This is a genomic window from Lentzea sp. NPDC037011 (assembly GCF_055607425.1).
This window is the reverse complement of the sequence record NZ_JBVJRT010000008.1, coordinates 23,579-44,930: the sequence shown is the minus strand read 5'-3', so window position 1 is coordinate 44,930 and position 21,352 is coordinate 23,579. Positions and strand designations below refer to the sequence as shown.

The following is a 21,352-nucleotide window of genomic DNA, read 5'->3' as shown; positions in this document are numbered from 1 at the left end:
GCGGTCATGCTGACCGGGGATCTCGTGCGCCTGCGTCCCGTCGAGCCGGAGGACGCCGACGCGTTCTACCGCTGGCACAACGACGAGGACGTCATGCGCTGGTTGCAGAGCTACTTCCACGAGTCGCTGGCGGCCATCCGCAAGCGCTTCGCCGACCGCCAGGAGAACCGGCACGACAAGGTCACCCTGTGCATCGAGACGCTCGACGAGGGCCGGCTCATCGGCGTGGTCGCGCTGCGCGACGCGGACCCGGTCAACGCGCGGGCCGAGGTCGACATCTACATCGGCGAGAAGGAGTACTGGGGCGGCGGCTACGGCACGGACGCGCTGCGCGCGATCTGCCGGTACGGGTTCGACACCATGCGGCTGCACTCGATCGAGCTCGGCGTGGTCGAGGCGAACGAGCGTGCCGTCAAGTCCTACAAGAAGGTCGGCTTCCAGGTCGACGGGCGGTTGCGGCAGTCGTTCTACCGCGACGGCGAGTGGCACGACTCGTTGCTGATGTGCGTGCTGCGCGACGAGCTCACGTGAGGGCGGGCGCGAGGTGGCCGATCGCCTCGCGCAGGTGCTCCTCCACGGTCGCCGCCGGCACCACGACCAGGCCGGACGGCCGCACGTCCACCCACCGCCGCACCGCCAGCCTGGCCGCCGCCGACACCGCGGCCGCCAGCACGGCCGCCCCGAGCGGGTCCTTGCCCAGCCGCTGCTCGATCACCTCGGCGATCGGTGGTTCCACCGCGGTGACCGAGTCGAGGTAGGCCTCCCGCAGCGACGGCGTCGAGGTGACCAGCGCGAGCGCCTCCGACGGCGGCTCCCGGTACTGGGCGGCGAACGCGGCGACGATCGAGTCGACCAGCGGTTCGTCGGCGGGCCGTTCCCGCAGGGCCGCGGTGACCTGCAACGCGCGCGTCGCCGTGATGCCCGCGACGATCGCGTGGTCGCGGCTCGGGAAGTAGTTGTTGTAGGTGCGCGGTGAGACGTTCGCCGCCTCGGCGATCTCGTCGACCCGCACGTTGTCGACGCCCTTGTCCAGGGCCAGGCGCAGTGCGGCGGCCGCCAGCGCCGCCCGGGTCTCGGTCTTCTTGCGCTCACGCAGTCCCACGGCGATCACTGTAGAGACCTGCCGGGCCATCGGGGACACCTGTTGCAACACGATCACTACCGATTGACTTTCGATAGATGACTACCGATACTCGATGCATGATTGCTGAGCGTTGGGCGGTGACCGCCCTGCGGGTCTTCCTCGTGGTCCTGTTCGGGATCCTGGTCGTGTTCGAGACGATGTCGTTGCCGGGCCAGTTCCGGCACATGGCGGAGACGAGTCCGAACGACGCGCACCTGAGGTGGCCCGCGACGATCATCACGGTGTTCTGGGTGGTGTGCGTGCAGGTCGTGGTGGTCGCCACGTGGAAACTGCTCACGCTGGTGCGCAAAGATCTGATCTTCACGGAGGCCGCGCTCAAGTGGGTCGACGTGATGATCTGGGCGATCACGGCGGGCTGGGTGGTGCTGGTGTCGGTGTTCCTGTGGGTCGGTTTCAACGCCGACGACCCCGGCCTGCCGATGTTGCTGTTCCTGCTGACGACCGGCGTCACGGTGGTGGGGCTCGTGATGGTCGTGATGCGGGCACTGCTGCGGCGGGCGACGACGTTGCGCACCGACATGGAAGCGGTGATCTGATGGCCATCGTCGTGCGCATCGACGTCGAGCTGGCCAAGCGCAAGATGAGCGTCGGCGAGTTCGCGGAGAAGGTCGGGCTGACACCGGCCAACGTCGCGGTGCTGAAGAACGGCCGCGCCAAGGCCGTGCGGTTCAGCACGCTCGAAGCCATGTGCCGGGTGCTGGAGTGCCAGCCCGGCGACCTCCTGGAGTTCGTGGACGAGGACGCCGAGGAGCTCCTCAGCTGAGCCGCTTCGCCAGTCGGTCGGCGGCCTCGTGCCGCCCCGACTCGGCGAGCAGGCCCACCGGTGCCAGCACGTAGTCGCGGTCCACGGTGATCTCCGCGGTCCGCAGCACGGGTCGCAGCACCGGGTCGCCGCGCAGCGCCTCCTCGACCGGCGTGATGTCGGCCATGTGCCGGAACACACCGCCGGACAGCACGAGCAGGCCCGCGCCGTGCGGGCCGAGCTGGCCGTCGACCTGCCGCAGGTGCCTGCGGACGGCCAGGATCGCGGCGAACGACGCCAGCTTCGTGTCCACGGCCGGGTCCTCCGGCAGCCAGCCGACGTCCTCGGCCCGTCGCTGCGCCTCCGCGGTCAGGTCCTCGGTGGTGAGGCGTTCCGCGTGCGCCTCCTTGACCACTCCCGGAGCGGACCAGCGCATGCCGAGGTCGCCCTCGACGGTGCGGCGGTCCGGTGGCAGGGCGACGGTCCGCTCCACGCCCTCGCTGTCCGCTGTGGACACCGCGGAGTAGACGTCCGTCGTGGCACCGCCGACGTCGACCACGAGCACCGCTCCCTCGCGGTCCTGCGCGGCCAGCCGGGACACGCCCCCCAGCACCGCGTCGGGGGTGACGGCCCGCACCAGCCGCCGGAACCGCGGGCCCCTCGACAGGCCCTTGCCGCCGATGACGTGCTGCAGGAACGCCTCCCGGATCGCCCGGCGAGCGGGTTCGGGGGCGAGCCTGCCGACGTCGGGCAGCACGTTCGGGCAGGCGACGACGGTCCGGTTGTGCAGCAGCCGCACCGCTTCCGGCTGCGCCTCGACGTTGCCGGCCAGCACGATCGGCACGGCCACGCGGGCGAGCTTGCCCGCGTTGTGCAGCAACACCGACTGGTCACCGCCGTCCGTGCCGCCGACCAGCAGCACCAGGTCGGGTGCACTCGCACGCAACGCCTTCACGTCCACCGGCCCCGCGCTGACGTGCACGACCTTGGCGCCCGCGCTCAGCGCCACCCGGTATCCGGCCTCGGCGCTGACCACGCGTTCCTGACCGACGACCGCCAGCCGCAGCCCGCCACCGGCCGACGAGCACGCGAGGACCTCACCGTCGCCCACGCTCGCGCGCAGTGCGTCGACGCCCCGCAGCACCTCGGGCGGGGTGGTCGGGTGCTGTCCCGTGCGGACCAGCTCGCCCTCCTCGGTGACGAGAGCGGCCTTGGTCCAGGTGGAACCGACGTCGAGGCACAGGATCACGAGGCAAGCTAACGCACCATGAAGCTCGCGCCCAAGGCGATCCTCGAAGGCACCCGTCTGACCGGCAAGACGGACCCGGCCGACGCGCTCAACGAACACCCCGCCTCGTCGGTCACCGGAAGTACCGCTACCACTCACCGCTGAGCTGCTGCTCGTGGATCGTCGACCGGTTCCACCTGTCCACAACGGCCTTCCAGGCTTGGGGCGTCGGAGGCACAACGTCTGGCGACGTGCTCAGTTGTCGGCCTTCTCGTGCACGACCTCCATGAGCTCGCCGAGCTGCGCGAGCTGGTCCGGCGTGAAGAGGTCGACGAGGTACTCGCGCACGGTCTCCACGTGACCGGGCGCGGTGGTCGTGAGCAGCTCCCGCCCGGCCTCGGTGAGGACGGCGACGATGCCGCGCTCGTCGGACTCGTGCGGTTCGCGCCGCACGAGCCCGCTCTTCTCCAGCTTGCCGATCTGGTAGGTCAGTGAGCTCTTCGACACGACCACCCGCCGGGCCAGCTCGGTCATCCGCATGCGGTTGCCGGGCTGTTCGGACAGCACGACCAGCACGTTGTACTGCGCGTGCGAGAGCCCCGCGTCGCGCTGCAACTGCTGTTCGATCTGCCGTTCGAGGAGGTGGTACGCCTGGACGAAGTGGTGCCAGGCGTACGTCTCCTCCTCGGACAACCACCGCGGGTTCGCCATGGCTCGCAGATTAGTTGGTGGGCGTCTTCTGGTTGCCCTTGGCGAGCAGCGAGTTCCGCCGGCTGTAGATGAAGTAGGCACCGACACCGAGCGCCATCCACACGAGGAACCGGATCCAGGTGAACACGGTCAGGTTCAGCATCAGCCACAGGCAGGCGAGGATCGCGAGGATCGGCACCAGCGGCACGAGCGGCACCTTGAACCCGCGCGGCAGGTCCGGCCGGGTCTTGCGGAGCACCAGCACACCGGCGGACACGAGGATGAACGCGAACAGCGTGCCCACGTTGACCATCTCTTCGAGCGTGCCGATCGAGGTGAAGCCGGCCGCGATGGCGACGACGATCCCGATGATGACCGTGATCCGCGTCGGCGTGCCGTGCTTGCCGGTCTTCGCGAGCCCGCGCGGCAGCAGCCCGTCGCGCGACATCGCGAACAGCACCCGGCTCTGGCCGAGCATCAGCACCATGACGACGGTGGTCAGACCCGCGAGCGCACCGACCGAGATGACGGTCGCCGCCCACGTGACCCCGTTCTCGGCGAACGCACTGGCGAGCGTCGCACGCGACCCGTCGGCCTGGGTCTTGAGCTTCTCGTAGGGCACCATGCCCGTGATCACCAGCGACACCGCCACGTACAGCACGGTGACGATGGCGAGCGAGCCGAGGATGCCGCGCGGCACGGCCTTCTGCGGGTTCTTGGTCTCCTCCGCCGTGGTCGCCACGACGTCGAACCCGATGAACGCGAAGAACACGAGGCTCGCGGCCGCGAGCAGTCCCAGCGTGCCGTACGAGCTGCCGCCGAAGCCGGTGATCGCGCTCAGCAGCGACTGGTCGACCCCGCTGTGCGCACCGCCACCGGTCTCCGCGGGAGGGATGAACGGCGTGTAGTTCTCCGCCTTGATGTACTGGACGCCCAGGATGATCACCAGCAGCACCACGGCCACCTTGACCGTCGTGATGACGGTGCTGACCCGCGAGCTGAGCTTCGTGCCCACCACCAGCAACGCCGACAGCGCACCGATCAGCACCACCGCGCCCCAGTCGAACTGCAGCGGCCCGAGCGCGACCGTCGTCTTGACCTGGACACCGAGCTGCGCCAGCACCGTCTGCAGGTAGATCGACCAGCCCTTGGCCACCGCGGCGGACCCGAGCGCGAACTCCAGCACCAGGTCCCAGCCGATGATCCACGCCGCGAACTCGCCGAACGTGGCGTACGAGAACGTGTACGCGCTCCCCGCCACCGGCACCGTGGACGCGAACTCCGCGTAGCACAACGCCGCCAGCGCACACGCGATCGCCGCCAGCACGAACGCCAGCGACACCGACGGCCCCGCCAGGTTGCCCGCGGTGCTCGCGGTGAGCGTGAAGATGCCGGCACCGATCACGACCGCGACACCGAAGACGGTCAGGTCCCAGGCGGTGAGCTCCTTGCGGAGCTTGGTGTCCGGCTCGTCCGTGTCCGCGATCGACTGCTCGATGGACTTCGTGCGCCACAACCCGTTGCCCGGCACGATCGATACCTCCTCAATGGAACGCGTTCGGCCCACCCTAGAGGTATCACCAGGTGAGATGCCCGCAGCTGTGTTCGGACGTTGTCAGGACTTCCGTGCTTCCCGATCCCGAACGCGGCGAAACCCGCCGCGGCGAAGCGAGACGGGTTCCGGAGGTGTTCGAGGTTTTCTCGGGCGGTTCCGCGGTGAGCAGCTTCCCCGCCGAACGCCGCGATCGTCTGCCTGGGCGGAGAAGGGGAGTCACCCAGGCACGCTTCTTGCCCGGTTGGCTCCCCTTCTCCGGCCTGGTTCGCAGTGCGACCGCACAAGGCCCGCTCACGGCGAAGCCCGCCCCGGTCGAGACCGGGACGGGCTTCGAGCCGAAGGCGAGGCGTGAAGGGCTTTCCTCGGGCGGTTCCGCGGTGGGTGGCTTCCCCGTCTAGCGCTCCGATCGTCCTGCCCAGGTCTGGCGCGCTCCGAAGCGCTAGGCGAGGCAGACGCCCACCTCAACGCAACCACCCACGCAACCGGCAGCCGCCCTATACAACAGGCGTGCCATCAACCCACGAACGGCGCCGGCGGCTTCTTTGGGAGTGTCGGGGTCTGGGGCGGAGCCCCAGGAACGGCGAAGCCCGCCCCGGCCGAGACCGGGACGGGCTTCGACTGCACAACCGTCAGGCGCTGGTGACCGTCGTCCGGTCCAGGTCCGGCTCCAGGTAGATGAGCCGCGCGTGCGGCACCTTGCCCCGCACCCGCTGCTCCGCGTCGTTGATGGCCTGCGCGACCTCGTCGAGCGGCAGCTGCGGCTCCAGCGCGATCTTCGCCGCGACCAGCAGCTCCTCGGGGCCGATGTACTGGGTCTTGATGTGGATGACGCGCTGCACCTTGCCCGCGGCGAGCTCGTCGCAGATCACGTCGAGGTCGGAGTCGGAGGCGCCCTCGCCGATCAGCAGCGACTTCATCTCGATGATGAGGATCACGGCGATGATGCCGAGCAGCACGCCGATCGCGATGGTGCCGAGCGCGTCGAAGACCGGGTTGCCGGTGACCATGGTGAGGCCGACGCCGAGCAGTGCCAGCACCAGGCCGATGAGTGCGCCGAGGTCCTCCAGCAGCACGACCGGGAGCTCCGGGGTGCGGGAGTTGCGGATGAAGCCCCACCAGGAGGCGTCGCCCTTGATCTTCTTCGACTCGTTGATCGCGGTGACGAAGCTGTAGGACTCCAGGCCGATCGCGACGACGAGGATGCCGACCGCCACGAGCGGGCTGGTGAGGCCCTCCGGGTGCTGCAGCTTGTGGATGCCCTCGTACAGCGCGAAGACCGAGCCGAGGGTGAAGAGCATCAGCGCCACCACGAACGACCAGAAGTACCGGTCGCGGCCGTAGCCGAACGGGTGCAGCCTCGTGGCCCTGCGCTGGGCCGTCTTCTGCCCGAGCAGCAGCAGGCCCTGGTTCGACGTGTCCGCGAGCGAGTGCACCGACTCGGCGAGCATCGACGACGAGCCGGTGATCAAGAATCCGGTGAACTTGGCCACCGCGATACCGGCGTTCGCCAGTAGCGCTGCGACGATGGCCTTGGTTCCGCCCCCTGCTGACACGCCTGTCTCCTCGCACCTGTCCCGGCCGGAGCCGGTCCGCTTTGTCCGGTCGTGAACCTTAGTCCGTTCCCGCCGTGGCGCGGAAAAGTTGAGCGGATTCAACACCATCCGGTCGAACGAGCACCGCCGGGTCCGACGCGGGCAGCCACACGGACTGGCCGCGGGTCAGGGTCAGCTCCTCGCCGCGGGAGTTGGACAGCACCGCGGCGCCGTCCGTGCAGATCATGATCTGCGGGCCGTCGTGGTCGAGCCGGGTCTCGCCGGTGAGGTCCAGGCGGGACAGCTCGAACTCCGGCGCGGGCGTCCGGTAGACCCGCACGCCGGGCGCGACCTCCTCGCCGGTCGACACGGGCATGTCGCCGCAGGCGAAGTCGAGCACGCGCAGCAGCTCCGGCACGTCGACGTGCTTCGGCGTGAGACCGCAGCGCAGCACGTTGTCCGAGTTGGCCAGGATCTCGATGGCGGTGCCGCGCAGGTAGGCGTGCAGGTTGCCGGCGGGCAGGTGGATCGCCTCGCCCGGCTGCAGCACGATGCGGTTCAGCAGCAGCGCGGCCAGCACCCCCGCGTCACCGGGGTAGGACTCGCCCAGCTCCAGGATCGTGCGGCACTCCAGGTCGAACTCGCCGCGCTCCTTCACGTGCAGCACGCACGCGTCGAGCACCTGCGGCAGCAGCGACGAGAGCGACGTCTGCGGCAGCGTGATCAGCATCGTGAACAACGCGCGCAGGCCCGACGAGTCGGGCTGGGCGACGAGCATCTCGGTGTACGGCGCGAGGTCGGGTGCGTCGAGCGACCGCAGCAGCGCCGCCGTGCGGTCGGGCGCCCGGAAACCCGCGAGGGCGTGGAACTCGGTCAGCGCGCAGATCAGCTCCGGCTTCGCGGCCGGGTCCTTGTAGTTGCGCACCGCGGCGTCGCGCGGCACGCCCGCGGCCTCCTCGGCGGCGAAGCCCTCGGCGGCCTGCGCGGCGGACGGGTGCGCCTGCAGGCTCAGCGCCTCCTCGGCGGCGAGCACCTTGAGCAGGAACGGCAGCCGGCTGCCCCACCGGTCGGTCAGGCGCCGTCCGAGCTGGGCGTCGGGGTCCGCTGTCAGCAGGTCGAGCAGCGAGTGCTCGGTGCCGTCGGCGCCGACCACGCGGGACGGGTCGCCGGGGTGGGCGCCCATCCACAGCTCGGCTTCGGGATGAGGTGCGGGCACCTCCTTCCCGAGCAGCTCTGCGATGGCCGTGCGTGATCCCCACGCGTACGGCCTCACCGCGTTGTGCAGCAGGTCCACTTCTCGTTCAGCTCCCCAAACTCAGTACGGGTTGCCGCCGAGCGTTCCGGCGGCCAGCCCGAGGTACAACGCGGCGAGCTCGAAGCGGAGCGCGAGCAGCGCGGCGCTGACCGCGTCGCCTCCCGCCACCACCTCGACCGCCGGTTCGAGCACGTCGGCACCGGGCAGCGCGTCCTCGGCGGCGCGCCGCAGCGCCTCGGCCACGGGGCCCTGGCGCACGGCCAGCAACAGCACGCGGACGAGTCCACCGGTCTCGTCGTCCGGGTCGGCGAACAGGTCCGCGCCGGAAGTTCCCTGCACGGCCCGCCGGTGCAGCACCGGGCGGGTCAGTGCCTGCGGATACCCGGCGACGTCGGAGGCAACCCCGGCGAACGCGGCCAGCACGCCCGCGCCGTGCACCCCGACGGACGTGGCGACGTCGTCGAGGCCCCACAGCAGCGGCGTGCGGTCGGCCACACGCAGGGCCAGCGACTTCGCCGGGTTCACGAACGACTCGTGCACCGGGTGGTTGCGCTCGGCCTCGCGGTCGAGCTCGTCGGCGATCAGGTCGACGTCCACCTTCAGCAGGCCGAGCGAGCCCAGCACCGTGAGCCACGCGGTGAGCGCGCGGTGGAAGCTGAAGCCCGGCGGCACGTCCACGCGCGGCGGCAGCAGCACCGCCCTGCCCGCGGCCGCGGCGGCGACCGGGCCGGAGTCCGGCGCGGTCACCAGGGTCCGCGCGCCCCTGCGGGCGGCGCGGTCGATCGACTCGGCGAGCACCCGGTCACCGGGGTCCTCGGTGTGCGCGAGCACGACGTCGAGCGCGCCGACCCACGGCGGCACCTCGTCGGACACCACGACCGGCACCGAGCACCCCGGACCGAGCAACGCCACGACGACGCCCGCCACCGCGACGGCGTGACCGGGCCGGGTGACCAGGACGACCGCGCGGGGGCGTTCGGCGAAGACCCGGTCCACCCCCGCCTCGGCCGCGGCCTCCGCAGTGGCGCGCACCTGGGCGCCGGCCCGTGCGGCGGCACGCAGCCAGCCGCCCGTGTCGGCGTCGGCGAGGCGGCTCGAGTCGTCGAGCAGCGTGTCGTCGAGCACCTACGTCACCCAGCCGACGGCGGCTCGACCGCCTCGTCGAGCAGCAGGACCGGGATGCCGTCGCGCACCGGGAACGAACGGCCGCACGCGGTGCACGTGAGGAAGTCCGCCTCCGGGTCGTCCGGCGTCCCGAGCCGCAACGGGGCGTGCTCGGGGCACGGGCAGGCCAGGATGTCCAGCAACTGCTCTTCGAGCTTGACGGCCACTTCTGTTCTCTCCTCAGCCCCGCACGATCGCCAGGACCTCGTCGCGCAATGCGGCGACGGCCTCGGCGTTGGCGGCTTCGACGTTCAGGCGCAGCAGCGGCTCGGTGTTCGAGGCCCGCAGGTTGAACCACGCGCCGTCCGGCAGCTGCACGGTGAGACCGTCGAGCTCGTCCAGCGCGACGCCGTCCCGCGAGCCGAACGCCTCCTTGATGGCGGCGATGCGACCGGCCTGGTCGGTGACCGTGGAGTTGATCTCACCGGAAGCGGAGTAGCGCTCGTACGCGCTGGTCAGCGCGGAGAGGGGGCCGTCCTGCTCGCCCAGCGCGGCCAGCACGTGCAGCGCGGCCAGCATGCCGGTGTCGGCACGCCAGAAGTCGCGGAAGTAGTAGTGCGCGGAGTGCTCGCCACCGAAGATGGCACCGGTCTTGGCCATCTCCTCCTTGATGAACGAGTGGCCGACGCGCGTGCGCACGGGCTTGCCGCCGTGCTCGGTGACGATCTCCGGGACGGCGTGCGAGGTGATCAGGTTGTGGATGACCGTGCCGCCGGGGTCCTTGGCCAGCTCGCGCACGGCCACGAGCGCGGTGATCGCGGACGGGCTGACCGGATCGCCGTTCTCGTCGACGACGAAGCAGCGGTCGGCGTCGCCGTCGAACGCCACACCGGCGTCCGCGCCCTCGGCCTTGGTGCGCTCCTGGAGGTCGACGATGTTCTTCGGGTCGAGCGGGTTCGCCTCGTGGTTGGGGAAGCTGCCGTCGAGCTCGAAGTACATGGGGACGACCTCGACGGGCAGGCCCTCGAACACCTGCGGCACCGTGTAGCCGCCCATGCCGTTGCCCGCGTCCACGACGATCTTGAGCGGGCGGATGGTCTTCAGGTCGACCAGCTGGTTCAGGTAGGCCGCGTACTCGACGAGCATGTTCCGCTCCTCGAACGTGCCCGGCTCGACGCCCTCGGCGTCGGGCACCTGGTTCTCCGCGTCCTGGCGGATCTGCGCGAGACCGGTGTCCTGGCCGACCGGGCTCGCGCCCGCGCGGCAGAGCTTGATGCCGTTGTACTGCGCCGGGTTGTGGCTCGCGGTGAACATCGCGCCGGGCAGGTCGAGCTTGCCGGAGGCGAAGTACAGCATGTCGGTGCTGGCGAGACCGATGCTGATCACGTTGACGCCCTGCGCCTGCGCGCCCTCGGCGAACGCCCTGGACAGCTCGGGCGAGGAGTCGCGCATGTCGTGCCCGATCACGATCGCGGGTCCGCCGACCAGGCGGGCGAAGGCCGCCCCGAAGTCGCGAACCACACCGGCGTCCAGCTGTTCGCCGACCACCCCGCGGATGTCGTACGCCTTGACGATGCCGGACAGGTCACGCACGCCGCACACTCCCGAAACTCGCTCTTGACGGCCACTGCCAGGGCAGCCTACCGGCGAGCAGATCAGCGACGCGTGTGGTCGTGGGTTGAGTGGCTCAGTCCTCGTGCGGATCCGGAAGAACGCGCAGGTGACCGCGCCGCTGGGTCCCCGCCGGGACCTCGGGCAGCTTCGGGGTCACATCTGCTCGTCCGGCCTCGCGCACGGCCTCGGCAAGCGCCGTCAGGTCGTCCACGCTCGGCTCGGGGGCCGCGAACTCACCCTGATGCCTCACGACCTCCCAGCCGCGCGGCGCCGTGAGCCGCATCGCGTGCTCCTCGCACAGGTCGTAGCTGTGCGGTTCGGAGTACGTGGCGAGCGGTCCGACGACTGCGGTGGAGTCCGCATAGGCGTAGGTGAGCGTGGCGACAGCCGGGTTAGCACACCCGGTTCGCGAGCACCGTCTCACGCTCCGCACGATCCGGGACGATAGCGCGTCCACGCGGGGCTGTGTGTGAGGCACGCTGTGTTTGCTCCCGCGGGACAGCAACTAGGCTGCTGGGTTGTGGTGATGGCACGGGGTTCACGGCGGCAGGATTCGCCGCGTCGGCGCAGTCGCGACCGGCACGGCAGGGGCCTGCGCGGTCCGCTCTACCCGGCCACCCTGCCCGCGGCCCGCTCACGGGCGGAGCGCTTCGACGCTCTGGTGATCGAGGCGCTGGAGCCCATCGAGGCCCGCTGGCGCACCGAGCTCACCCAGCTCGACGTGGCCGTCGACGACGTGCCCGACGTGCAGGTGGAGGGCGAGGACGGGGTCGTCGAGGACGGCAACGTGCCGCTCGCGCGCCTGCTGCCCGCGGGTTCGGACCAGCGCGCCCGCATCGTGCTGTACCGCCGGCCGCTGGAGGCCCGCGCGAAGGACGGCGCGGACCTCGCGGACCTGGTGCACGAGGTGCTGGTGGAGCAGGTGGCGAACTACCTCGGGCTGGACCCGGACGTGATCGACGAGGGCTGACCCCCGCCGACTGTCGGACCCCGCGACTAGAATCAAAATCGGGGGATCCCGGCGCCGTCGTGTGTGTGGAAACACGCACGGCACCTGTGGCGGCCCGCTCACGCACGGCACCTACAGCGGCCCGCCCACGCATGGCACCTGTGGCAGCCCGCACCCGCACGACACCCACGGCGGCCCGCCCACGCACGGCACCTACTGCGGCCCGCGCACCCACGGCACCTACAGCGGCCCGCTCACGTCTGGCGCCGCCGCGTGGGGATCGCCGTCAGCACCGTGAACAACGCCACCGCGGCCTGCGCGAGCAGCAGCAGGTCCCGCAGGGTTGTGCTCATCGTCACCCTCACCTCGGCCCCCGCCCCCGGCAGCGGCACGCCGACGAGGTGGCCCCAGGACCGCACGACCGGCACCTGCTGACCGTCGACGAACACCTCCCAGCCCGGTTCGTCCTCAGCCGCGAGCACCAGCACCCGCCCGTCGGAGCCCGGCGAGACCCGCACCGCCACGTCCGGCAGCGTCACGTTCACCGGCGCCACCTCCGCTGCCGGTTCCGCGGGCGGGTCGCCGCCGGTGCGCGCGCGGCGGGCCAGTTCCGGCGGCAGCAGCACGCCGGTGTCGGACACCAGCCGGATGCGCAGCACGGGACGGCCCGCGGTCGTCGGTGCCGCCACCGACACCAGCTCCCCCGCCGCGGCACGCACGCGATCGGCGTCCGCGGCGGTGGGCAGCACCACGAACGACACGCCGGACGACGCCGCTTGAGCCAGCGCCACCCCCACGGCGGAGGACGACCCGTCGAGCAGGGACGTGGTCCACCGGCGCAGGCGTGCGGGTGAGGACGTGGTCGGCACGAGGTCGTCGTCGCCGAAGGCGGGCATGCGGCCGGCCACCTGGCGGGTCGGGGTGCCGAGGACCAGCACCGACCGGCCCGAGCGGCCCAGCTCGGCTGTCAGCGACGCGCTCAGCTGCTCGCCACCGTCGGCGCGCAGCGGACCGGTCCGCAGGTCGAGCACCCCCGCGACACCCAGGCTGGCCAGCGTCACCACGCCCACGGCGTACACCGCGCGCCGCACCCGCAGCCGACCGGCGACGCCCGGCGTGACACCGCGCCGGCACCCGGCCAGCACCACCCAGACGAGGCCCCAGGCGAGGATCACCAGCGGTGTTCCCGGCCAGGCGTGGAAGGCGGTGACCGCGGCCAGCGCGCCGATCGCCAGCACGACCACGAACAGGCCGGGCAGCATCGCCGCGTTCGGGCGCAGGACCGCGGCGGCGAACGCGGCGGCCGCGAAGACCGAGCACACGATCAGGTTCGGCGGCGGTGACGAGTAGGCGGCGCCGAGGCCGTTCAGGACCATCTCGGGGTGTTGCAGCAGGACGGCGGGCCACGGCAGCAGCAGCGCCATCGGCAGCAGGACGATCGCGAACAGAGCGGCGATCCGGCGGGCACCGCCCGACACCGCCACGAAGCCGACCAGGGCCCCCACCAGCGCCACCACGTGGCTCAGCGGCGAGAACGCGCCGAGCACGGCGACGCCGACGGCCGTTCCCGAGGCCATGGCGAGCCATGCGTGCGTGGATGACGCGCGCAAGACCGCGTACACGCCGGCGAACACCAACGGCGTGACGATGTGCACGACGACGACGTCCAGGCGCCCTTCGGCAACGGCGGTCGTCGACACCGGCAGCAAGCCGTAGAACGCGGCGACCACCGCGCGCACGGAACGCCGTACGCGCATGCCACGGGAAGCGATGTACGCCGACAAGGCCGCCAACGGGATGTCACCCAGGAGCAGCATCGCTACCGCGAACCGGGGCCCGCCCGGCACCAGGCCGAGGAACGCCAGCGCCGCAGGAGCCGGGGCCGCTGTTCCGCCGGCCACCGGGTGCCACGACGCCAGGTACGCCGACCACACCTCGCCGAGCGACCCGACCGGCAGCAGCCGGCCGCCCGCGAGGTCCAGGCCGAGCCGCGACCAGTTCGCCACCACCGCCAGCGCCGACAGCCCCAGCAGCAGCAACACCGGTGGTGCCAGCACCAGCGACCGCAGCACCCGGCCCTGGTCGACCTCGACGAACACCATGTCGCGGCGCGGTCCCGGTGACGGCCGCGGCTTGGGCGACGGCCGCAGCGCACCCGGCAGCGCCGCGTCGACCGTGACCACGACGGGCGGGCGGCGCAGGCCCGCGACCCGCGGCCGGCCCCGTGCGCCGGCCGGCAGCGCGGACGGTCCGACCGGCCGCGGCGAGTCCACTTCGGACGGCTCCAGCCACGCGGACCCGGAATCGGTTGCGGGCAAACGACCCAGTGCGGCGTCGGCCTCGACGCGGCGGCGGATCAGGAACGCGGCCCCGGCGCGCAGGGCGTTGCGGAACCGGGTCAGCCTGCTCGTGAAGAGGCCGGGCACGACCGCGGAACCGCGCCGCGCCCTGCGTCCCTCCAGCAACCGGCCGCGGGTCAGCAGGTACCGGGCGGCACCCACCTCCGCGTGCGCGTCGGCGAGACGTCGGAGCAGCAGGAAGCCCAGCGCCCGCAGCAGGGACAACAACAGCAGGCGCGGGAGTCCGATGAGGAACGAGGGACCCGAGGTGTTGACAAGGAACGTGCGCATCCCGTGCGCGCGGTCGACGCCGCGGACCGACGGACCGGGTCGTGCGACGGCCGCGTCCAGCAGGCGCAGGCCCTTCGTCGCCGCACGGGCGTGCCGCATCCGGGCGACCGGGACGCAGAGCACCAGGTGGCCCGCGCGGTTGACCCGCCAGCCGAAGTCGACGTCGTCGCGCAGCAACGGCATCGCCTCGTCGTACCCGCCGAGCGCGTGCCAGACCTCGCGGCGGATGAGCGACCCCGCCGACGACACCGCGAGCACCTCGGCGCTCTGCTGGAACAGCGCGCTGTGCTCGGTGGACGAGAGCCCGGTCTGCCGGTGGCCGGAGGCGTCGGTCGAGAGACCCGCCTCCACGACGAGCCGGGGGGCCTCCCAGTCGAGGCAGAGCGGGCCGAGCACCGCGGCGGAGGGCGAGACCTCGGCCGCGGTCAGCAGTGCGGCCAGGCAGTCCGGTTCGGGTGCGCTGTCGTCGTGCAGCAGCCACAGCCACTTGCCGGGGTCTCCCCAGCGGTCGACGGCGTGCTCGACCGCCAGCCGCAGCGCGGTGCCGAAACCGGTACCGCGCGGCAGCGACAGCACGCCGTCGAGCAGATCTTCGGCCTCCGCCAGTACTTTCGCGGTGCGATCGTGGGATCCGGTGTCGACCGCGATCACGTGGCGGGGACGAATTCGCTGACGCCGCAAAGCGGACAGCGCCGTGCTGAGCCACTGGTCGCCGTCGTGGCAGACCAGGACGCACAGCACCGGCGCGGTCCGGAGCCTCGGGTGAGGGCTTGTCACTCCCTCAAGTTAAGGCAAAAAGATCGCACTTCCAGACGTCTCAGACGGCTCGCTTCTTCAGCTTGCGGCGTTCTCTCTCCGAGAGACCGCCCCAGATGCCGAAGCGTTCGTCGTGCTGGAGCGCGTACTCAAGGCACTCCGAACGCACCTCGCAACCCAGACAGATGCGCTTGGCCTCCCGCGTCGAACCACCCTTTTCGGGGAAGAACGCCTCGGGATCCGTCTGCGCGCACAGGGCGCGTTCCTGCCAGTCCTGCTCGTCGGCTGGGTCGAACAGGTACGACAGTTCGCCCTGTACGACCGGCTGCGCGACGTGATCTTCTTCGAATTCCTGCATTTCGTCCGCCTCCTCGCCTTCCGCTCTCCCCGGTTGGCGGACGCCAGACGCCGTTCCCACAACGACGAATGACACCGATGTGATTACACCTGCGTCACAGCGGGGGGTCAAGCCGAGTCCACACGTCGGGGGATATTCGCGCAGATGGCCGTTGAAACCTTGACGTGCAGCACAGACGGTGATCCACGTACCGCAACCCGTCCCCGAACGGCCCACCGCGCCAGCCGACACGCCACACTGGTGGGGTGAAGCGATCAGCGGTGCGCCCCAGTCCACTGTTCCTCGGTCTGCTCGCGGCGACCGCCGCCGGAGCCGTCCTCACCCTGTTCGAAGGCGATGTGGCCGTCATCGCCGGCACCGTCCTGTTCGTGCTCGCCGGCTGGGCGGTGACGTTGTGCCTGCACGAGTTCGGGCACGCGGCCGTCGCCTACCGGGGTGGCGACTTCTCGGTGCGCGACAAGGGATACCTGACCCTCGACATCCGCCGCTACACCGACCCGGTGCTCAGCATCGTCCTGCCGCTCGTCCTGCTCGCGCTCGGCGGGATCCCCCTTCCGGGTGGTGCCGTGTGGATCAACCACCACGCGCTGCGCTCCAAGAAGGTCGAGTCGATGGTCTCGCTGGCGGGCCCGGCCACCAACCTGGCGGTCGGTGCACTGCTGGTCGCGGTCGTGGCGCTGTTCGACCCGCCGGGAGCGCTCACGGCGGCCATTTCGTACCTGGCACTGTTGCAGGTGCTCGCCTTCGTGCTGAACATCCTGCCCATCCCCGGCCTGGACGGCTGGGGCGTGTGGGAGCCGTTCATGTCGTACGAGGCCCAGCGCTTCGGCGCCAAGGTCCGGCCGTGGGCGCCGCTGGTGCTGTTCGCCGTCCTGTTCACCTTCTCCGAGGTCAGCCGGCTGCTGTTCCAGGTCTCGACGTGGGTGTTCGAGCTCATCGGCGGCAACTCCGTCGGCGCGTTCTACGGCTACGCCAACTTCATGTTCTGGCGCTGACTCCGGGCGCCTCGGGGCGCTGTGGAAGCATGGCCCGGCGTGAAGGTCGTAGCACTGGTCGGCGGGGTCGGCGGCGCGAGGTTCCTGCAAGGGCTCAAGCACCTGGGAGCCGACGTCACCGCGGTGGTCAACACCGGCGATGACGTGTGGATGCACGGACTGCGCATCTGCCCCGACCTCGACACCTGCATGTACACGCTGGGCGGCGGCATCGACTCCGAGCGCGGCTGGGGCCGTGCGGACGAGTCGTGGACCGTCAAGGAAGAGCTGATGGCCTACGGCGCCGAGCCCAGCTGGTTCGGGCTCGGCGACCGGGACATCGCCACGCACCTCGTCCGCACCCGGATGCAGCGCGCCGGCTACCCGCTGTCCGCGGTCACCGAGGCGCTGTGCACCCGCTGGCAGCCGGGCGTGAAGCTGCTGCCGATGTCGGACGACCGGGTGGAGACGCACGTCGTCGTCGAGCTCGACGGCGAGACGAAGGCCATCCACTTCCAGGAGTGGTGGGTCAAGCACCGCGCGGCCGTGCCCGCGAAGTCGTTCGCGTTCGTCGGTGCCGAGACCGCCACCGCCGGTCCCGGGGTGCTCGACGCGATCGCCGAGGCCGACGCCGTGGTGCTGGCCCCGTCGAACCCCGTCGTGAGCATCGGCACGATCCTGAACGTGCCGGGTGTGCGGGACGCGCTGCGCAAGACGGACGCCGGTGTCGTCGGCCTGTCGCCGATCATCGGCGGCAAACCGTTGCGCGGCATGGCGGACGCTTGTTTGGACGCGATCGGTGTCGAGACCTCCGCCGAGGGGGTCGGGCGGCTCTACGGTTCCCGCAAGTGCTCCGAGGACGGCATCCTGGACGCGTGGCTGGTCAACACCGGTGACCGCGCCGACGTGCCGGGGGTCGCGGTGCGCGCGGTGCCGCTGCTGATGTCCGATGTGGACGCGACGGCGCAGATGGCGCGCGCCGCGCTCGACCTCGCCGGGGTCGACGTTGGCTGACCACGCCGCGGCCGCGCTGGAGCTGCTGCCGGTGCCCGGCCTGCCGGAGTTCCGGCCGGGCGACGACCTGGCCCGTGCGATCACGACCGCCGCGCCCTGGCTGCGCGACGGCGACGTGCTCGTCGTGACCTCCAAGGTGCTGTCCAAAGTGGAGGGCAGGCTGGTCACCGTGCCCGCCGACCCCGAGGAGCGCGACCGCGTCCGCCGCGAGCACGTGACCGCGGAGTCGGTGCGGGTGCTGGCCCGCAAGGGCAGGACGCTGATCACCGAGAACCGGCTGGGCATCGTGCAGGCCGCGTCCGGTGTCGACGCCTCGAACGTCGCCGGTGACGAGATCGCGCTGCTGCCGCTGGACCCGGACGGGTCGGCGGCGGCGTTGCGCGCCGCGGTGAAGTCCCTGCTCGGCGTGGACGTGGCCGTGGTCGTCACCGACACGATGGGCCGTGCGTGGCGAGTCGGTCAGACCGATGCCGCGATCGGCGCGTCCGGTCTGCGCGTGCTGCACGACTACGCGGGCTCGGTCGACCGGCACGGCAACGAGCTGTTCGTCACGCAGGTCGCGGTGGCCGACGAGATCGCGGCGGCGGCCGACCTGGTCAAGGGCAAGCTCGGCGCGGTGCCGGTGGCGGTGCTGCGCGGGTACGAGGTGGTCGACGACGGGTCGAGCGCGCGGGAGCTGACCCGGCCGACCGAGTTCGACCTGTTCCGCCTCGGCACGGAGGAGGCGCTGGCCCAGGGCCGCGCGGAGGCCGTGCTGCTGCGCAGGTCCGTGCGGTTCTACTCGGACGAGCCGGTGGACCTCGCGGTGCTGCGGCGCGCGGTCGGGGCGGCGCTGACCGCACCCGCTCCGCACCACACGGGGCCGGTGCGGTTCGTGCTGGTGCGGGAGAAGCGGGCCGCGCTGCTGGCGGCGATGCGCGAGCAGTGGGAACGCGACCTGCGCGGCGACGGGTTCACCGACGAGCAGGTCGCGCGCCGGGTGCGCCGGGGCGACCTGCTGGTGGAGGCGCCGGAGGTGGTGGTGTCGTTCCTCGTCCGCGAAGGCGCGCACACCTACCCCGACGCGCGGCGGGCCGACGCCGAGAAGACGATGTTCACGATCGCCGGCGGCGCCGCCGTGCAGGGGCTGCTGGTGGCGCTGGCCGCCGAGGGCCTCGGTTCGTGCTGGGTGTCGTCGACGATCTTCTGCGCGGACGTCGTGCGTTCCGTGCTGGACGTGCCGCGGGACTGGGAGCCGCTGGGCGCGGTGGCCGTGGGCCACCCGCTGGAGCCGCTGGTCCCCCGCGCACCGCTGGAAGGACTGATCGAGCTGTGACACTGCACGCCGACGCCGTCGCGACCCTGCAGGCGTTCTCGGGGCAGGACGCGTTGAAGGAGGCCTACCTGGGCTTCCTGGCCGCACGCGAGGACGCCTGTCAGCGGTCGTGCGAGCCGGGGCACCTCACGGCCTCGGCACTGGTGCTGGACGCGACGGCCGAGCACGTGCTGCTGACGCTGCACCCGCGCGTCGGCCGGTGGCTGCAGCTCGGCGGTCACTGCGAGCCGGAGGACGTCTCGCTGGCCGCGGCCGCGTTGCGCGAGGCCACCGAGGAGTCCGGCATGCGCGGGCTGCGGATCGAACCGACCCCGATCCACCTCGACGTGCACCCGATCACGTGCTCGCTGGGCGTGCCGACCCGGCACTTCGACGTGCGGTTCCTGGTGCGCGCCCCGGTCGGCGCGCAGCCGGTGCGCTCGGCCGAGTCGGTGGACCTGCAGTGGTGGCCGCTGGACTCGCTGCCGGCCGACGTGGACGACCTGCACCCGTTGATCGAGTCGGCGCTGGCCCGCCTGCGCTAGAACTTGCGGTAGTCGCGCGGCGAGAACCGCGGGGCTCGCCGTGGGCGGTGCAGGCCCGCGGCCTGGAGGTAGCAGACCGCGCGGTGCCGTTGTGGCGTGTAGGGCGCGAGGAGTTCCATCATTCCGTCGTCGTCGCCCGGCGTGCCGGTCAACGCCCACGTGACGTTCTTGGCGACGTGGAAGTCGCCGACGCTCACGGCGTCCGGGTCGCCCCAGGACCGCTGCGCCACCTCGGCGGAGGTCCACACGCCGATGCCGGGCACCTTCTCCAGCAGCTCACGGCTGCGCATCTCCGCCGCCTTCTCCAGCCGGTGCGCGACCTGGGCGGCGTTGACCAGCGTGCGCCGCCGCGCGCCGTCGAGGCCGCACTGGTGCCACTCCCAGTCCCGCAGGCCCAGCAACCGCTGCGGCGTCGGCGGGACCTTGAGCGGCAACGGTCCCGGCGCGGGTTCGCCGAACCGGCGGCCGAGCTCGCGCCACGTCCGGAACGCCTCCGTGCCCGTGACCTTCTGCTCCAGGATCGAGGCGAACAGCAGGTCCCACACCCGGCCCGTGCTGCCCAGCCGCAGTCCCGGCCGCCGCCGGCGCGCCTCGGCGACGACGTCGTGGTGCGCGACGAACTCGTCCACCGGGTCGTCCGCGCCGAGCAGGGCGGGCAGGCCGTCGAGCAGCCACAGCCCGCCATCACCCCACGCCCGCGCGCGCACCTCGTCGCCGACCCTGGTGACGTGCAGGGTGCCGGGCCCGCACGGGGTGTTCGCCGCGAACCAGATGCCGCCCTCCGTGCTGAAGGACGGGTCACCCGGCCCGCGGCGCAACGGCCCGAGCACCGCTCCCAGGTCCAGTGGGAACGGTGGTGTCCAGCTCCTCTCAGGCATCCGTCGAAAAGCGCACACCGGCCTCCGGCAACACCACGCCGGGCCACACGCGCGCCCCACCGATCAGCTCGCACCGCGCCCCGATCACCGCCGAGTCGCCCACGACCGCGTCCCGCAGCACCGCACCGGCCTGCACCAGCGCACCGGCGCCGACGATCGACCGCTCGACCACCGCGCCCTCGCCGACCACGGCCCCGTCGAACAGGATCGCGCCGTCGAGCACCGCGCCCTCGGCCACCGTGCAGTTCGCACCGACCGTGCTGCCGCCGCGGACCGTCGCACCCCCGTGCACGTTCGCCCCGTCGAGCACGAGGAAGTCACCGGCCTGGGCGACCGCGGCCGACGGCGCGACACCGCGCACGAGGTCGGCCGACCCCTGCACGAACGCCTCCGGCTTGCCCAGGTCCAGCCAGTAGGTGGCGTCCACGTGCCCCTGCAGCCGCCGGCCGGCCTCCAGCAGCCCCGGGAACGTCTCCCGCTCCACCGACACCGGCCGGCCCGCCGGGATGGCGTCGATGACCTCGCGCTTGAACACGTAGCAACCCGCGTTGATCTGGTCGGTCGGCGGGTTCTCGGTCTTCTCCAGGAACGCCTGGACGCGCCCCTGCTCGTCGGTGGGCACGCACCCGAACGCCCGCGGGTCAGCCACCTTCACCAGGTGCAGCGTGACGTCCGCCGCGTGCTGCCGGTGCGTGTCCACGATCCCGGCCAGGTCGACGCCGGACAGGATGTCGCCGTTGAAGACCATCACGTCCGGCTCGCGCAGCTTGTCGGCCACGTTCCTGATGGCGCCCGCCGTGTCCAGCGGCACCTCCTCGACCACGTACTCCAGTTCCAGCCCGAGCCTCGACCCGTCCCCGAAGTACTCCTCGAAGACCTCGGCCTTGTAGGAGGTGCCGAGCACCACGTGGGTGATCCCGACCTCCTTGATCCGCGACAGCAGGTGCGTCAGGAACGGCACCCCCGCGGTCGGGAGCATGGGCTTGGGAGCGGACAGGGTAAGCGGGCGAAGACGGGTGCCTTTACCCCCGACCAGCACCACAGCTTCAACGCCGTGCACCTTTTTCCTCCTCCGCGTTACAGCAAGCCG

23 protein-coding genes are annotated in these 21,352 nt (G+C 71.7%); 9 read left to right on the top strand and 14 right to left on the bottom strand.

The window, feature by feature from the left end; translation table 11 throughout:
- Nucleotides 1-6: 6 nt before the first annotated feature.
- Nucleotides 7-531, top strand: a complete 525-nt coding sequence (locus ACZ7CH_RS24920) for a GNAT family N-acetyltransferase (protein WP_360395035.1) — start codon at nt 7-9, stop codon at nt 529-531.
- Here the strand turns inward: ACZ7CH_RS24920 and ACZ7CH_RS24915 are convergent.
- Nucleotides 524-1,102, bottom strand: coding sequence for a TetR/AcrR family transcriptional regulator (locus ACZ7CH_RS24915; RefSeq protein ID WP_470375025.1), 579 nt, complete (start codon nt 1,100-1,102; stop codon nt 524-526). The genes ACZ7CH_RS24920 and ACZ7CH_RS24915 overlap by 8 nt on opposite strands.
- A 98-nt stretch (nt 1,103-1,200) precedes the next feature.
- Between ACZ7CH_RS24915 and ACZ7CH_RS24910 the strand changes: the two genes are divergently transcribed.
- Both ACZ7CH_RS24910 and ACZ7CH_RS24905 read left to right on the top strand, forming a co-directional pair.
- Complete coding sequence (locus ACZ7CH_RS24910) at nt 1,201-1,680, top strand: DUF2975 domain-containing protein (RefSeq protein ID WP_360395030.1); 480 nt, start codon at nt 1,201-1,203, stop codon at nt 1,678-1,680.
- Complete coding sequence (locus tag ACZ7CH_RS24905; RefSeq protein ID WP_065916239.1) at nt 1,680-1,907, top strand: helix-turn-helix domain-containing protein; 228 nt, start codon at nt 1,680-1,682, stop codon at nt 1,905-1,907. Before ACZ7CH_RS24910 ends, ACZ7CH_RS24905 begins: the two co-directional genes overlap by 1 nt.
- Here ACZ7CH_RS24905 and ACZ7CH_RS24900 read toward each other — a convergent pair.
- Nucleotides 1,900-3,135, bottom strand: a complete 1,236-nt coding sequence (locus ACZ7CH_RS24900; RefSeq protein WP_470375024.1) for a glutamate mutase L — start codon at nt 3,133-3,135, stop codon at nt 1,900-1,902. The genes ACZ7CH_RS24905 and ACZ7CH_RS24900 overlap by 8 nt on opposite strands.
- An 18-nt stretch (nt 3,136-3,153) precedes the next feature.
- On the opposite strand from ACZ7CH_RS24900, the gene ACZ7CH_RS24895 reads away from it, so the two are divergent.
- On the top strand, nt 3,154-3,279 hold the full coding sequence (locus ACZ7CH_RS24895; RefSeq protein ID WP_360395025.1) for a hypothetical protein: 126 nt from the start codon (nt 3,154-3,156) through the stop codon (nt 3,277-3,279).
- A 90-nt stretch (nt 3,280-3,369) separates the two neighbouring features.
- On the opposite strand, the gene ACZ7CH_RS24890 is transcribed toward ACZ7CH_RS24895, so the two are convergent.
- From ACZ7CH_RS24890 to ACZ7CH_RS24855, 8 genes are all read right to left on the bottom strand, one after another.
- Nucleotides 3,370-3,825 carry a MarR family winged helix-turn-helix transcriptional regulator gene (locus ACZ7CH_RS24890; RefSeq protein ID WP_458430323.1) on the bottom strand — a complete coding sequence of 152 codons (456 nt, stop codon included), beginning with the start codon at nt 3,823-3,825 and terminating at the stop codon, nt 3,370-3,372.
- 10 nt (nt 3,826-3,835) lie between these two features.
- Nucleotides 3,836-5,335 (bottom strand): amino acid permease, encoded by a 1,500-nt coding sequence (locus ACZ7CH_RS24885; RefSeq protein ID WP_360395020.1) that lies wholly within the window; start codon nt 5,333-5,335, stop codon nt 3,836-3,838.
- 653 nt (nt 5,336-5,988) lie between these two features.
- On the bottom strand, nt 5,989-6,912 hold the full coding sequence (locus ACZ7CH_RS24880; RefSeq protein ID WP_360395017.1) for a cation diffusion facilitator family transporter: 924 nt from the start codon (nt 6,910-6,912) through the stop codon (nt 5,989-5,991).
- 58 nt (nt 6,913-6,970) lie between these two features.
- The gene (manA, locus tag ACZ7CH_RS24875; RefSeq protein ID WP_360395014.1) at nt 6,971-8,185 is read right to left on the bottom strand and encodes a mannose-6-phosphate isomerase, class I; all 1,215 of its coding nucleotides are present in this window, start codon (nt 8,183-8,185) and stop codon (nt 6,971-6,973) included.
- Nucleotides 8,186-8,206: 21 nt separating this feature from the next.
- Entirely contained in the window at nt 8,207-9,271 is a 1,065-nt protein-coding gene (locus ACZ7CH_RS24870) for a hypothetical protein (protein ID WP_360395013.1), read from the bottom strand.
- Between the two features lie 5 nt (nt 9,272-9,276).
- Nucleotides 9,277-9,477, bottom strand: coding sequence for a Trm112 family protein (locus tag ACZ7CH_RS24865; RefSeq protein ID WP_360395010.1), 201 nt, complete (start codon nt 9,475-9,477; stop codon nt 9,277-9,279).
- Nucleotides 9,478-9,490: 13 nt separating this feature from the next.
- On the bottom strand, nt 9,491-10,843 hold the full coding sequence (locus ACZ7CH_RS24860; RefSeq protein ID WP_360395007.1) for a phosphomannomutase/phosphoglucomutase: 1,353 nt from the start codon (nt 10,841-10,843) through the stop codon (nt 9,491-9,493).
- 94 nt (nt 10,844-10,937) lie between these two features.
- Complete coding sequence (locus ACZ7CH_RS24855) at nt 10,938-11,297, bottom strand: DUF3499 domain-containing protein (RefSeq protein WP_197288925.1); 360 nt, start codon at nt 11,295-11,297, stop codon at nt 10,938-10,940.
- A 93-nt stretch (nt 11,298-11,390) separates the two neighbouring features.
- On the opposite strand from ACZ7CH_RS24855, the gene ACZ7CH_RS24850 reads away from it, so the two are divergent.
- Complete coding sequence (locus tag ACZ7CH_RS24850) at nt 11,391-11,834, top strand: metallopeptidase family protein (RefSeq protein ID WP_360395004.1); 444 nt, start codon at nt 11,391-11,393, stop codon at nt 11,832-11,834.
- 233 nt (nt 11,835-12,067) lie between these two features.
- Here the strand turns inward: ACZ7CH_RS24850 and ACZ7CH_RS24845 are convergent, their stop codons facing one another.
- Complete coding sequence (locus ACZ7CH_RS24845; protein ID WP_470375023.1) at nt 12,068-15,220, bottom strand: glycosyltransferase; 3,153 nt, start codon at nt 15,218-15,220, stop codon at nt 12,068-12,070.
- Between the two features lie 40 nt (nt 15,221-15,260).
- Nucleotides 15,261-15,557 (bottom strand): WhiB family transcriptional regulator, encoded by a 297-nt coding sequence (locus ACZ7CH_RS24840; RefSeq protein WP_045315329.1) that lies wholly within the window; start codon nt 15,555-15,557, stop codon nt 15,261-15,263.
- A 260-nt stretch (nt 15,558-15,817) separates the two neighbouring features.
- On the opposite strand from ACZ7CH_RS24840, the gene ACZ7CH_RS24835 reads away from it, so the two are divergent.
- Genes ACZ7CH_RS24835 through ACZ7CH_RS24820 form a run of 4 tightly spaced genes read left to right on the top strand, consistent with a single transcriptional unit; the run spans nt 15,818 to nt 19,384 of the window.
- Nucleotides 15,818-16,552, top strand: a complete 735-nt coding sequence (locus ACZ7CH_RS24835; protein ID WP_360395661.1) for a site-2 protease family protein — start codon at nt 15,818-15,820, stop codon at nt 16,550-16,552.
- 39 nt (nt 16,553-16,591) lie between these two features.
- On the top strand, nt 16,592-17,545 hold the full coding sequence (gene cofD / locus ACZ7CH_RS24830; protein ID WP_458430316.1) for a 2-phospho-L-lactate transferase: 954 nt from the start codon (nt 16,592-16,594) through the stop codon (nt 17,543-17,545).
- Complete coding sequence (locus ACZ7CH_RS24825) at nt 17,538-18,860, top strand: coenzyme F420-0:L-glutamate ligase (RefSeq protein ID WP_470375022.1); 1,323 nt, start codon at nt 17,538-17,540, stop codon at nt 18,858-18,860. The genes cofD and ACZ7CH_RS24825 overlap by 8 nt, the downstream gene beginning before the upstream one ends.
- Entirely contained in the window at nt 18,857-19,384 is a 528-nt protein-coding gene (locus ACZ7CH_RS24820; protein ID WP_470375021.1) for an NUDIX hydrolase, read from the top strand. The genes ACZ7CH_RS24825 and ACZ7CH_RS24820 overlap by 4 nt, the downstream gene beginning before the upstream one ends.
- Here ACZ7CH_RS24820 and ACZ7CH_RS24815 read toward each other — a convergent pair.
- Both ACZ7CH_RS24815 and manB read right to left on the bottom strand, forming a co-directional pair.
- Nucleotides 19,381-20,262 carry a DNA-3-methyladenine glycosylase family protein gene (locus ACZ7CH_RS24815; RefSeq protein WP_360394989.1) on the bottom strand — a complete coding sequence of 294 codons (882 nt, stop codon included), beginning with the start codon at nt 20,260-20,262 and terminating at the stop codon, nt 19,381-19,383. The two genes, ACZ7CH_RS24820 and ACZ7CH_RS24815, sit on opposite strands and share 4 nt — an antisense overlap.
- On the bottom strand, nt 20,255-21,322 hold the full coding sequence (gene manB / locus ACZ7CH_RS24810; protein WP_360394987.1) for a mannose-1-phosphate guanylyltransferase: 1,068 nt from the start codon (nt 21,320-21,322) through the stop codon (nt 20,255-20,257). The genes ACZ7CH_RS24815 and manB overlap by 8 nt, the downstream gene beginning before the upstream one ends.
- Between the last annotated feature and the right edge of the window lie 30 nt (nt 21,323-21,352).

What these genes read in the sequence shown, in the direction of transcription:
- ACZ7CH_RS24890 (WP_458430323.1), bottom strand. Translation starts at nt 3,825, where the DNA reads ATGGCGAACCCGCGGTGGTTGTCCGAGGAGGAGACGTACGCCTGGCAC.
- ACZ7CH_RS24840 (WP_045315329.1), bottom strand. Translation starts at nt 15,557, where the DNA reads ATGCAGGAATTCGAAGAAGATCACGTCGCGCAGCCGGTCGTACAGGGC.
- ACZ7CH_RS24910 (WP_360395030.1), top strand. Translation starts at nt 1,201, where the DNA reads ATGATTGCTGAGCGTTGGGCGGTGACCGCCCTGCGGGTCTTCCTCGTG.
- ACZ7CH_RS24815 (WP_360394989.1), bottom strand. Translation starts at nt 20,262, where the DNA reads ATGCCTGAGAGGAGCTGGACACCACCGTTCCCACTGGACCTGGGAGCG.
- ACZ7CH_RS24905 (WP_065916239.1), top strand. Translation starts at nt 1,680, where the DNA reads ATGGCCATCGTCGTGCGCATCGACGTCGAGCTGGCCAAGCGCAAGATG.
- ACZ7CH_RS24920 (WP_360395035.1), top strand. Translation starts at nt 7, where the DNA reads ATGCTGACCGGGGATCTCGTGCGCCTGCGTCCCGTCGAGCCGGAGGAC.
- ACZ7CH_RS24895 (WP_360395025.1), top strand. Translation starts at nt 3,154, where the DNA reads ATGAAGCTCGCGCCCAAGGCGATCCTCGAAGGCACCCGTCTGACCGGC.
- ACZ7CH_RS24850 (WP_360395004.1), top strand. Translation starts at nt 11,391, where the DNA reads ATGGCACGGGGTTCACGGCGGCAGGATTCGCCGCGTCGGCGCAGTCGC.